The organism is Pseudomonas sihuiensis (assembly GCF_900106015.1).
Taxonomy (GTDB): Bacteria; Pseudomonadota; Gammaproteobacteria; order Pseudomonadales; family Pseudomonadaceae; genus Aquipseudomonas; species Aquipseudomonas sihuiensis.
In genome coordinates, this window is sequence record NZ_LT629797.1 from 4580878 (window position 1) to 4592533 (window position 11656).

Below are 11656 nucleotides of genomic sequence, written 5' to 3' on the forward strand. Positions count from 1 at the left end.
CCTGTTTTTAACGCAGTATCGCCGACGCGCAGCCGCTTGTGGTTTGGCGTAACCAGCCCCCGTGAAGGACTGATTTATGACCGTTCTGAAGATGACCGACCTCGACCTCGCCGGTAAGCGCGTGTTGATCCGCGAAGACCTCAACGTCCCGGTGAAGGACGGTGTGGTAAAGAGCGACGCACGTATCCTCGCCTCCTTGCCGACCATCAAGCTGGCGCTGGAGAAGGGCGCTGCCGTGCTGGTCTGCTCGCACCTGGGCCGTCCGGAAGAGGGCATCTACAGCGAGGAAGACAGCCTGGCGCCGGTCGCCGCCTACCTGAGCAAGGCGCTCGACCGCGACGTGCCGCTGGTCAAGGACTACCTCGGCGGTGTCGAGGTCAAGGCCGGTGAGCTGGTGCTGCTGGAGAACGTGCGCTTCAACAAGGGCGAGAAGAAGAACACCGACGAGCTGGCCCAGCAGTACGCCGCCCTGTGCGACGTGTTCGTGATGGACGCCTTCGGTACCGCTCACCGCGCCCAGGGTTCGACCCACGGTGTGGCCAAGTTCGCCAAGGTCGCCTGTGCCGGCCCGCTGCTGGCTGCCGAGCTGGAAGCCCTGGGCAAGGCCCTGGACAAGCCGGCGCGGCCGATGCTGGCCATCGTCGCCGGCTCCAAGGTGTCGACCAAGCTCGACGTGCTCAACTCCCTGGCCGACATCTGCGACTCGCTGATCGTCGGCGGCGGCATCGCCAACACCTTCCTCGCCGCAGCCGGCCTGCCGGTGGGCAAGTCGCTGTACGAGGCCGACCTGGTCGACACCGCCAAGGCCATCGCGGCCAAGGTCAGCGTACCGCTGCCGGTGGACGTGGTGGTGGCCAAGGAATTCGCCGAATCGGCCTCCGCCACCGTCAAGGCGGTCAAGGACGTGGCTGAAGACGACATGATCCTCGACATCGGCCCGCAGACTGCGGCGATGTTCGCCGAGATGCTCAAGGCTTCGCAGACCATCCTGTGGAACGGCCCGGTCGGTGTGTTCGAGTTCGACCAGTTCGGCAACGGCACCAAGGCCCTGGCCTTGGCCATCGCTGAAAGCCCGGCGTTCTCCATTGCTGGCGGTGGCGACACCCTGGCCGCCATCGACAAATACGGTGTGGCCGAGAAGATTTCCTACATTTCCACCGGTGGCGGCGCTTTCCTCGAGTTCGTCGAAGGCAAGGTGCTGCCGGCCGTGCAAGTGCTGGAGCAACGCGCGCAATAAACACCGACTAGGGTGAGGGAGAGTCCTTCACCCGCCGCGGATTAAACCCTGACGTGAACGGATGGTCTGTAGAAAACCGGATCATCGAACAAGGAGTCATGTCATGGACAAGTTAGCCGCATTGAGCGTGATTGGTATGTTGCTGGCCGGTTGTGCCGGCGCAGGAAGGGAGGCGGCCTGCGAGGTATTCAGTCCGGCGCAGATCGAAACCCCGACCACTCAGGATGATCAGCGTGTCGAGGAAAGTACTGGCCAGCCTACTGGCCCGGCGCCGGAACAGCGTTGCTGACGAGGTGAGGTAATTGAGCGGGATCAAATTGACGGGGCTCGCTGCCATTGCCCTGGTGCTGGCAGCCTGCAGTAGCCAGCCGGCCGCGCCGGATCAGTGGAATCGCTGGGTATGCGACAGCCAGACTGAAGTGCTGTGGCGCTTCGCCAACGGCAGCGTCGACCAGGTGGATGTGCGCCTGGGCGGTGACGACATCGTCTATCGTCTGACTCAGGAGCCGGCAGGATCTGGCGCGCTGTACAGTGACGGGCGTCTGTCCTTCCACACCAAGGGTGAGGAAGGCCTGGTCTACTGGACGGCGACCGATGACCTGATAGGCCGCGGCTGCAAGGCCCCGTAACATCCTCGGCGACGCCGAGACGAGAACTGCGGGCATGCCCGAGCTTCAGGAAACTTGAACAACGCCTGCCCCTGCGGCAGGCTTGCACGATTAACGACCTCCAAACCGGGAGACAGAAACACCATGGCACTTATCAGCATGCGCCAGATGCTCGACCACGCCGCCGAATTCGGCTACGGCGTGCCGGCCTTCAACGTCAACAACCTCGAGCAGATGCGCGCCATCATGGAAGCCGCCGACAAGACCGATTCGCCGGTCATCGTCCAGGCCTCCGCTGGTGCCCGCAAGTACGCAGGTGCGCCATTCCTGCGCCACCTGATCCTGGCTGCCATCGAAGAATTTCCACATATCCCGGTGTGCATGCACCAGGATCACGGCACCAGCCCTGACGTGTGCCAACGCTCCATCCAGCTGGGTTTTTCCTCGGTGATGATGGACGGCTCGCTGAAGGAAGACGGCAAGACCCCGGCCGATTATGAATACAACGTCCGCGTAACCCAGCAGACCGTGGCGTTCGCCCATGCTTGCGGCGTGTCCGTGGAAGGCGAACTGGGTTGCCTGGGCAGCCTGGAAACCGGCATGGCCGGTGAAGAAGACGGTGTCGGCGCCGAAGGCGTGCTCGATCACAGCCAACTGCTGACCGACCCGGAGGAAGCCGCTGACTTCGTCAAGAAGACCCAGGTCGATGCCCTGGCCATCGCCATCGGCACCAGCCACGGCGCTTACAAGTTCACCAAGCCGCCAACCGGCGACGTGCTCTCCATCGAGCGCATCAAGGAAATCCACAAGCGCATCCCCAACACCCACCTGGTGATGCACGGTTCTTCCTCCGTGCCGCAGGAATGGCTGAAGGTGATCAACGAATTCGGCGGCGACATCAAGGAAACCTACGGTGTGCCGGTCGAGGAAATCGTCGAAGGCATCAAGCACGGCGTGCGCAAGGTCAATATCGATACCGACCTGCGTCTGGCCTCTACCGGTGCCATTCGCCGCATGATGGCCGAGCATCCGAGCGAGTTCGATCCGCGCAAGTTCTTCGCCAAGACCATCGTCGCCATGCGTGACATCTGCATCGCCCGCTACGAAGCCTTCGGCACCGCTGGCAACGCCTCCAAGATCAAACCGATCTCCCTGGAAGGCATGTACCAGCGCTATGCCAGCGGCGAGCTGAACGCCAAGGTCAACTGATCCGGCGCGGGCCAACGCCCGCCCGGACCAGCCGAAAGCCGCGATTGCGCAAGCGTCGCGGCTTTTTAATGCCTGGCGTTTGGGGCTCAGGGCGCTGTGCTGAGCAACGCGCGATGCTCGATGCTCAACTGGTCGAAGCGCGCAGCGCCGGCTTCGGTCTCGTAGCCGGTGTTGTCCTGGGTGTAGACGCCGGCCTTGAAATACAGCGGTTTGGCCGCCCAGGATGAGTCCAGGCGGGTGCTCCAGCTGGTCCTGTCGAGCTGGATCGCCAGGGTGCCGTCGGGCTTCAGGTTGATCGCATAGCTGAACGCCTGATTGAGCGCGATGCCACTGGCCACGGTTACCGTCTGAATCTCGGCATTCGGCGTCATGCGTACCTTGGCGACGATGTTGCCGCTGGCGGTCTTGGTCTTGTACTGGTACTCCAGCTTGAGCAGCGGCATCGAGCTCTTGTAGGCATGGATCTGGCCGATGACGATCTTGCCGGTCGACGGCACCTGGCTGACGCTCAGCGCGGCGCGCAGGAAATGGTCGGCGCCGGGGTAGGTCCAGTTGCGCAGGCTGCCATCGGCGTAGGTCTCGCGCAGTTCGCTGCGTGGATAGCTGGCACTTTCGGTGGTGGTGCCGTTGACCGGTGACCAGAAGAAGATGGCGCCATCTTTGGACTGGAAATAGTGATCCTGATAACCACCGGCCAGAACGCGGGTCTCGATGGTGGTCGCGGGGACGCCGACTGGAATGCTGAGATTCCACATGGCGAGTTCGATCATGTTCAAAGCTCCTGAGAAACGGAAACTTCAGTCGGGGGCACATCTCATCCAGGAGTCAGTAACGGCTTACTTGGCGTTCCGGCGTGTGACACGCGAGCTAGAAGGGTGGCAGGGCTGCCTGTCACGAGCAGCGAGTGCGCTCGTGGCGCGCTTTATAACGGCAACCGGGGCGAAAGCGTGATGACCGTCTGTCGCTTTATTGGCGCCAATATAAAGTCGTTATCATTGGGCTTTCGATCCCCGCCGTTTTCGATCGACCCAGGTTTGCCGCAGGTAAAACCCTGTAAAACACCTGGGGCATAACGGTGGGTGGGGTGCGCCATAATTCGCGCACTGTCGTTCCGGGAAACTGCCCCCCATGTCCAGCAAGCCACGTCTGTTGCTCGCTTTCCTCCTCGCCGTGTTGCTGGCCTCGCTGCTTGCCTCGATCTTCCAGACTCAGACCAACCTCGCCGCCTTGCAGGCGCTCGGTGCACCGATGCCGCTGGATGTGCGCGTTGGCACCACCTGTCTCGATCTGCTCGGTTTCGCGCCGACCTTCGCCCTGCTCAGTGCTCTGGGCTTTCTGTTCGCCCTGCCGCTGGCTGCCTGGTTGGCGCGGCGCATGCCGTCGCTACGGTGGCTGATCTTCGTGCTGGCGGGCGCGGCAGCGATCTGGACGGCGCTGGCGCTGGCCAATGCGCTGGCACCGATGCCGACGCTGATCGCCGCCGACCGCAGCCCGTTCGGCACGCTCGGGCTGATGGCCTGCGGCAGCGTCGGTGCGCTGCTGTTCGGTCTGCTCGGTCGGCGGGTGCGCTACCGGGCGCAGCCAACTTCTTCCGATTCTCTGTGACAAGGCGTTGCCCATGTTGAGAAGCACTCGCGCGCTGATGCTCTGCGCCCTGTTCGTCAGTACGCCGCTGCTGGCCCTGGATTACCGCATCGAAACCTTCAGCGAAGGGCTGGAGAATCCCTGGGCCATGGCCTTCCTGCCAGACGGACGCATGCTGGTCACCGAGCGTGTCGGGCGACTGCGCATCATCGAAGCCGACGGCAGTGTCGATCCCGAGCCGTTGGCGGGCCTGCCCGAGGTCTTCATCGCTGCCCAGGCCGGGCTGATGGAAGTGGCGCTGGACCCGGACTACAGCGACAACCGCTGGCTGTATCTGACCTACGCGCACGGCTCGCTGGAGGCCAACAACACGCGTCTGGCGCGTGCCCGCCTGGTGGATGACGAGCTGCACGACTTCGAGGTGTTGTTCACCGCCCAGCCGCTCAAGGCCGGCGCCGCGCACTACGGTGGGCGTATCGCCTTTCTCGCCGACAAGACCCTGGTGCTGACCCTGGGCGACGGCTTCGACTGGCGTGAGCAGGCGCAGAACCCAGCCAACCACCTGGGCAAGATCGTGCGCCTGAACCGTGACGGCAGCGTGCCGCAGGACAATCCGTTGCTCGGTCAGGAGGGCGCGGCGCCGGAGATCTACAGCCTCGGCCACCGCAACGTGCAGGGCATCTTCTTCGATGCCGAGCACAATCGCCTGTACAGCCATGAGCACGGCCCACGCGGGGGTGACGAGCTCAACCTGATCGAGGCCGGCAACAACTATGGCTGGCCGCTGGCGACCTTCGGTATCGATTACACCGGTGCGCGCGTCAGCCCCTACACCGAACTGCCGGGGTTGACCGCGCCACTGCTGCACTGGACGCCCTCGGTGGCACCGTCGAGCCTGACCCTGTATCGCGGCGAGCTGTTCCCCGAGTGGCAGGGTGACCTGTTCGCGGCCACCCTGGCCGAGCGCAGCGTACGCCGTGTCCGTATCCGTGACGGCATGCTGGCCGGGGAGGAAATCCTCTTCGAGGAGCTGGACGAGCGGATTCGCGATGTGCGCAGTGGGCCGGATGGTGCGCTCTATCTGCTCACCGATAACCCAGAGGGGCGTCTGCTGCGTGTGGTGCCCAGCGAGTAATGCCGCATCCGTTACACTGGCGGTCCTGATGAATGTGGGATCGTAGCGTTGAGGTATCTACAGGGTTATCCGGTCGCCTTGCAGCAGCAGGTTCGTCAGCTGATCGCCGATGATCGGCTTGGTGACTACCTGGCGCAGCGCTATCCGGGCCGGCATGAAGTGCAGAGCGACAAGGCGCTGTATGGCTACGTGATGGCGCTCAAGCAGGAACACCTGAAGAATGCGCCGGCCATCGACAAGGTGCTCTACGACAATCGACTCGACCTCACCCACCGCGCGCTGGGCCTGCATACGGCGGTCTCGCGGGTGCAGGGCGGCAAGCTCAAGGCGAAGAAGGAAATTCGCGTTGCCTCGCTGTTTCGCGACGCCGCGCCGGCCTTCTTGCAGATGATCGTGGTGCACGAACTGGCGCACCTGAAAGAGAGCGAGCACAACAAGGCCTTCTACAAGCTGTGCGACCACATGTTGCCGGGCTATGCGCAGATCGAATTCGACCTGCGCATGTATCTGACCTGGCGCGAGATGAGTTCGTAGGGTGCGCCGCGCGCACCGATGCCTCGGCGATAGGGAAAAACGGTGCGCACGGCGCACCCTACGCGTCCGACCCGGTATTTGATGCCAGGCGCGGTATCAGCCGTGCAGGCGCAGGTTGAGCTGATCGACTACTTCTGCCCAGTCGGCGTCTTCAAGAATTTCTTCGCGCAGCAGCGCGGCCTGCGCCGGCGTCCAGAACGGAGCCTCGGACAGTTTGCAGGCATCTGGCAGTGGTGAATGGGTGCTGATGAAGGCGTTGATGCTGGCGGCATCGTCAGGCAGGCCGAGCTGCTTGAACAGGGCTGGCAGGCTGTGGACTGGATTTTCCATGGTATTGGCTCTCGCTAGGCATGGTGTTCATCGCTAATTACCAACCCTAGCTCAGATAGTTCCGCTTACGTGGCTGCCAGCACCTCGAAAATTTGCTGGCGACTCCCTACTGGCAGGCTTATCTCGTCGCCGGGCTTCTTGCCGAGCAGCAATTTCCCGAGCGGTGCGGTATTGCCGAGCACCTGGATGGTCTGGTCGGCCAGTTGCAGTTTCATGCTGGCGCCTGGAGGACCAAGGAACAGCCATTGTTCGTGGCCATCCTCGGCCGCAAGCTGAATCAGCGCGCCGAGCTCGATACCCTGCTCGATATCGAAGGGGCGCGGGCGCAATTGGCGCCAGGTGATCAGGGTCTGGCGCAGTTCTTCGACGCGGCGTGCCTGACCGCTGGCCAGGTAGGCGGCCTCCAGGCCCAGGGTGTCGTACTTGTTCTCGGCGACGTTCTCTTCGTGGGTGGCCGCTTCGTGGGCACTGAGGGCGGCGAGGCTGGCCTGTTCGAGGTCGCTCTGCAGATGGCTGAGTACGTCTTGCAGCAGCAGATTCTTGTCCATGGTGTGCTATCGGGTTCGAGTTGATGAAGAGATGACGGCCTGACGCCGATCAGGCAGGGCTTGCAAGGTGGCCTTGTGTAGGAGCCCCGCCCCGGGGCGAAGCTCGCAAGTGCGTGTTGCCCTGATTCGCGGCGGGGCGCCGCTCCTACGCATTCGCTGCGTTGATAGTTAACTGGCTGGCACTAGGCTGCGGCCCCTGTTCAAAGGTATTGGGTGGCCAGTTGCACGCGGTTGCGACCTTCGGCCTTGGCCCGGTACATGGCGGCATCAGCCAGGCGAATCAGCATGGTGGCATTGTCGGCGCCGCGGCTAAGGGCGATGCCGATGCTGGCGCCGACGCGAACGGCACGATCTTCCAGGTACATCGGCGTGTCCAGACCTTCCAGCAGACGTTTGGCCAGATCGTGCGCATCTTCGGCTGATTGCACGCTCTCGCAGATCACCACGAACTCGTCACCGCCGAGGCGCGCAGGCAGATCGGTATCGCGCACGTATTGCCGCAGGCGCTGCGCCACTTCGGCCAGTACCAGGTCGCCGTAGCCATGGCCGTGCTGGTCGTTGATCGGCTTGAAACCGTCCAGGTCGATCAGCATCACGGCAAGCAGTTCGTTGCGGCGTTGGCTGCGCGCCAGTGCCTGCTCCAGGTGTTGCTGCAGGGCGGTGCGGTTGGCCAGGCCAGTCAGTGGGTCCTGCAGGGCCAGCTCACTGAGGCGCTGATTGGCCTGTTCCAGGGCCTGGGTGCGTTCGGTGACGCGCTTGGCGAGGATCTGCTCGTTGAGCTGCAGCGCGGCTTCGCGTTGGCGCTTGAGTTCGTTGAAGCGTGCTGCTAGGGCGAAGGACAGCAGGATCATCTCCAGCCCCGAGCCGATCTGCATGGCGTACAGGGTAAGGAAGTTCGACGGAATCAGGGCGAAGTTGCGTAGCGCCAGCAGCACCGCGCCGGTCAGCAGCATCAGCCAGGCCAGGGCGAACAGGCGAGCACCGGGCACTCGGTAGCCAATGCAGACGAAGCTGGTGACCAGCAGCGTCAGGGTGGCGATCAGGCCGGTCAGCGACATCAGCTGCAGCGCGCGCTGCAATGGCAGCAGCACACTGGCCAAGACGGCCGCACCGATGGCGATGGACAGCATCAGCAGGCCCTTGTCCCAGCGTGGCAGCCACTGGCGGGTGTCGAGAAAGCTGCGCGCAAACACCACCGACAGCAGCGCCGCCGTCGTCAGGCTGACCGGCAGCATGCGGTTGCTCCAGGGCGCGGCTTCGGACCACAGATACTGCGCGCCAAGACCATTGAGCGACAGCACGCTGAGGGCGAAGGCGAACATGAACAGCACGTAATTGAGGAAAGGCCGCTCGCGCAGGGCGAGAAACAGCAGCAGGTTGTACAGCCCCAGGGCGATCAGCACGCCGAAGTAGATGGCATGCGCCAGGTAGCCGTTCTGGCTGTGCTGCTCGAAATCGCGCGAAGACATCAGCGCGCCGCTGAGGGTCATGCTGCCGCGCGAGTCGACGCGCAGGTACAGCGTGCGCTGCTCGCCGGGCTGCAGAACGATCTCGAATACCGGGTTGCGATGGCCGACGCTGCGCTGCGCGTAGGGCACGGTGTCGCCGCTGCGCGACTCGCGCACGCCATCGGCGCCGATGTCGTACAGACGCACCTCGTCCAGCGAGGCGTAATTCAGTTCCAGGCGCCAGACGCGTGTTTGCTGGGCATCGGATTGCAGCGCCAGGCGCAGCCAGATCACCCCCGGCACATAGCCGAAGCTGAGGTCACGGCGGTTCAACGAGGGCTGGAAAGGGGCATCGGCAGCGCGAACGTCGTCCAGGCTCAGGGCGCTCTGGGGATCGGCGAGAAAGTCGACCAGGCCGTAGAGATCCTGTGCTGCGCTGCTGTCACCCAGGCGTGTGCTGGCGAGGGTGACCTGGCTGGCCAAAAGCAGACTACACACCAGCAGCAGACCCGGCAACGAGGCCAGGTAGGCGAGGGTGGTGTGTCGGTTGGCTGGCATGGGCAAGGCCTGGGGGCTAGGCGTCGTCAGATAGTGGCAGAAAGCCCCATGAGCCTGCTAGTGGCGATCCTTCTGCAGATGCGCGGCCAAGGTGCGCAGTGGCGCCAGCTGGCGGCAGATCAGCGCCAGTTGCGTCTGCACCAGACGTTGGCGTTCGTCGACGTCGTCGGCAATCTGCTCCAGGCTTTGCGCCAGTGCCTGTTCTTCATCGCTGTGGATGGCCAGCGGCTGCTCGTCGCGCAGGCCGGTGGCGATTTCATCGAGGCTGCTCGCCAGCGCTTCGGCCTGTTCCAGCAATTGTGCCTGGGCCGCCTGCGGCAACTGCTCGCCTCGATGGGCGCCGAGCCCTGAGAGATAGCTGAGCAGGGTGTGCGACAGCACCAGAAAGCGAAAGCCGAGGTCGGCGTCCTTACGGAAGTGGCCAGGCTCCATCAGCATGTTGCCGAGGGTGGTGGACAGTGCCGCGTCGGCGTTGTGCGCGTTGCGTCGGGCCAGGCGGTAGCCGAGGTCATCACGCTTGCCGTGTGCGTACTGGGCGATGATCTGCCGCAGGTAGGCGCTATTGCAGCTCAGCGTGTTCGCCAACATGCGCCCCAGGCGCCGACCCTGCCAGTCCGGCAGGATCAGGAACACCGCCAGCCCGGCCAGCATGCCGCCGAGCAGGGTGTCGACCAGGCGCGGCAGGAACAGGCCGTAGCCATCGCCGATCTGGTTGAAGCAGAACAGCACCAGCAGGGTGATCGCCGCCGTGGCCAGGGTGTAGCGCGTGCTACGTGTGGCGAAGAAGGCTACACCAGCGACCACGGCGAACAGGGCCTGGATGCGTGGGTCGGGGAACAGGTCGATCAATGCCCAGCCCAACCCCAAGCCGATCAGGGTACCGACGATGCGCTGCACCAGCTTGAGACGCGTGGCGCCGTAGTTCGGCTGACAGACGAACAGGGTGGTCAGCAGAATCCAGTAGCCCTGGGTCGGATGAATCAGGTGCAGCAGGCCGTAACCGGCGGCCAGAGCAATCGACAGGCGCAGCGCGTGGCGAAACAGCAGCGAGGTGGGAGTCAGTTGCTGGCCGATGCGCTCGATGACCTCGCGCAACGAATGCGGTTCGCGATCCAGCAGGCTGCTGTCCTGCTCATCGGCCAGGGCGTCAGGGTTGCTGGCGCTGCCGAGCAGCAGGTCTAGGCTGGCGAGGTTGCCGGCCAGGGCGCCGAGCGAGCGCAGCAGGCGGCGCCAGGCTGGGTTGCTCTGCAGGTGCAGGTGGTCGAGCGAGGCATGCAGGTCTTCCAGGGCCTGGCTGCACAGCTCGCGGTATTCGAACGGCTGGCGCAACTCGATGGCGCTGCCCAGGCGCTGGCAGGCTTCGCCGTGCAGGCGCAGCAGGCGCTGGCAGCGAAACAGCACATCGCTGTGGAAGAAGGCTTCGGCCAGTTCGTTGTAAGGGTAGTGCGACGAGCTGGCGCGTTCGTGAATGTCCTGGGCGAGGAAGTACAGCTTCAGGTAGCGATTGACCTTCGGTGCCGGCCGACCACCCCCGACCCGATGCAGGATGATCTCCTTGGCCGCGTTGAGCGCGGAGACGACGCGGCCATTCTGCTTGGCCAACTCCAGGCGGCGTTGCTCCACATCCAGCTGGCGCACGGGTTCGAACAGCGCTGCCTTGAGCTTGAGGTACTTGCCCAGTTCGCGAAACAGCCGGGCCAGGGCGAGCTGTACCGGCTGATGGGCGAAAAGGGCGTGCCAGATCACCGATAGCAGGCCGTACCAGGCGGCACCAGCAACCAGCAGCAGCGGCTCCAGCCACAGGCCGGCGACGCCCCCGCGCTGCTCGACGCCGATCATGCTGTACACGGCGAGAATCAGCGTACCCGAGCCAAGGGTCGCAAAGCGCTCGCCGAGCGCGCCGAGCATGGTCAGACAAAAGGCGGAAAAGGCCAGGGCGATGACGAACAACCAGGGATAGGGGAAGAGGAATTCCACTGCATAGGCCGCCGCGCTGAAGCAGGTCAGGGTGACCAGCACCGCGCCGAGGCGGCCTTGCCAGCTGTCGTCGGTCTCGGTCAGGGCGCTGGCGATGATGCCGAGAAACAGGGGGATCAGCCCATGCATCCAGCCCTGCCACCAGCACAGCGCCAGGGCTCCGGCCAGGGCTATGAATACCCGCAGGCTGGCGCTGAACTTGTCCAGTGCCCAGAGGCGGCGCAGTGATTGGCGAAGGCGAGGTCGGGGCATAGGGAGTCTGGTCGAAAAAGATCTGAGCAGCCTACCGGAACTGGCCAGTCACTGGGTATCTGTCTGCCGGCAATCTGTTTGGCCTGGCGCCTTTTGCGATTTCGTCGTCCGTCTCGCGGAAAAGTCCGCTCCTGCAGCGAGCAACTGCTGGCGCACCCGTACATCCCCTGTAGCACATCCGCCAGCCCTGTCGCGGGACCCGCTGGAGCATGGACTATGCTCAATAAAGGCCCTCC

The 11656-nt window shown here is 64.0% G+C and carries 12 protein-coding genes; 7 read left to right on the forward strand and 5 right to left on the reverse strand.

All coding sequences use genetic code 11. The features are described from left to right. Positions 1–76: 76 nt before the first annotated feature. The 4 genes from BLT86_RS21525 (at position 77) to fba (ending at position 3054) form a co-directional block, all read left to right on the forward strand. Positions 77–1237 carry a phosphoglycerate kinase gene (locus tag BLT86_RS21525; protein ID WP_021487744.1) on the forward strand — a complete coding sequence of 387 codons (1161 nt, stop codon included), beginning with the start codon at positions 77–79 and terminating at the stop codon, positions 1235–1237. Positions 1238–1340: 103 nt separating this feature from the next. Next, on the forward strand, positions 1341–1526 hold the full coding sequence (locus tag BLT86_RS21530; protein WP_092379494.1) for a hypothetical protein: 186 nt from the start codon (positions 1341–1343) through the stop codon (positions 1524–1526). 13 nt (positions 1527–1539) lie between these two features. Next, the gene (locus BLT86_RS21535; RefSeq protein WP_017678464.1) at positions 1540–1866 is read left to right on the forward strand and encodes an MliC family protein; all 327 of its coding nucleotides are present in this window, start codon (positions 1540–1542) and stop codon (positions 1864–1866) included. A gap of 123 nt (positions 1867–1989) precedes the next feature. Continuing rightward, positions 1990–3054, forward strand: a complete 1065-nt coding sequence (gene fba, locus BLT86_RS21540) for a class II fructose-bisphosphate aldolase (RefSeq protein ID WP_092379497.1) — start codon at positions 1990–1992, stop codon at positions 3052–3054. Positions 3055–3140: 86 nt separating this feature from the next. Here the strand turns inward: fba and BLT86_RS21545 are convergent, their stop codons facing one another. Then, positions 3141–3824, reverse strand: a complete 684-nt coding sequence (locus BLT86_RS21545; protein ID WP_003458865.1) for a polysaccharide lyase family 7 protein — start codon at positions 3822–3824, stop codon at positions 3141–3143. Between the two features lie 358 nt (positions 3825–4182). On the opposite strand from BLT86_RS21545, the gene BLT86_RS21550 reads away from it, so the two are divergent. Genes BLT86_RS21550 through BLT86_RS21560 form a run of 3 tightly spaced genes read left to right on the forward strand, consistent with a single transcriptional unit; the run spans position 4183 to position 6307 of the window. Next, positions 4183–4659: a hypothetical protein gene (locus BLT86_RS21550; RefSeq protein ID WP_017678465.1), complete on the forward strand. Its 477-nt coding sequence runs from the start codon at positions 4183–4185 to the stop codon at positions 4657–4659. A 13-nt stretch (positions 4660–4672) separates the two neighbouring features. Continuing rightward, positions 4673–5773: a PQQ-dependent sugar dehydrogenase gene (locus BLT86_RS21555; RefSeq protein ID WP_017678466.1), complete on the forward strand. Its 1101-nt coding sequence runs from the start codon at positions 4673–4675 to the stop codon at positions 5771–5773. Between the two features lie 39 nt (positions 5774–5812). Then, positions 5813–6307 carry a YgjP-like metallopeptidase domain-containing protein gene (locus BLT86_RS21560; protein ID WP_167377351.1) on the forward strand — a complete coding sequence of 165 codons (495 nt, stop codon included), beginning with the start codon at positions 5813–5815 and terminating at the stop codon, positions 6305–6307. Between the two features lie 96 nt (positions 6308–6403). On the opposite strand, the gene BLT86_RS21565 is transcribed toward BLT86_RS21560, so the two are convergent. The 4 genes from BLT86_RS21565 to yccS form a co-directional block, all read right to left on the reverse strand. Then, positions 6404–6637 carry a DUF2789 domain-containing protein gene (locus BLT86_RS21565; RefSeq protein WP_003458871.1) on the reverse strand — a complete coding sequence of 78 codons (234 nt, stop codon included), beginning with the start codon at positions 6635–6637 and terminating at the stop codon, positions 6404–6406. Between the two features lie 65 nt (positions 6638–6702). Next, positions 6703–7185 carry a GreA/GreB family elongation factor gene (locus BLT86_RS21570; RefSeq protein ID WP_092379503.1) on the reverse strand — a complete coding sequence of 161 codons (483 nt, stop codon included), beginning with the start codon at positions 7183–7185 and terminating at the stop codon, positions 6703–6705. 200 nt (positions 7186–7385) lie between these two features. After that, on the reverse strand, positions 7386–9191 hold the full coding sequence (locus tag BLT86_RS21575) for a diguanylate cyclase (RefSeq protein ID WP_092379506.1): 1806 nt from the start codon (positions 9189–9191) through the stop codon (positions 7386–7388). 57 nt (positions 9192–9248) lie between these two features. After that, positions 9249–11420, reverse strand: a complete 2172-nt coding sequence (gene yccS, locus BLT86_RS21580; RefSeq protein ID WP_092379509.1) for a YccS family putative transporter — start codon at positions 11418–11420, stop codon at positions 9249–9251. Positions 11421–11656: the final 236 nt, after the last annotated feature.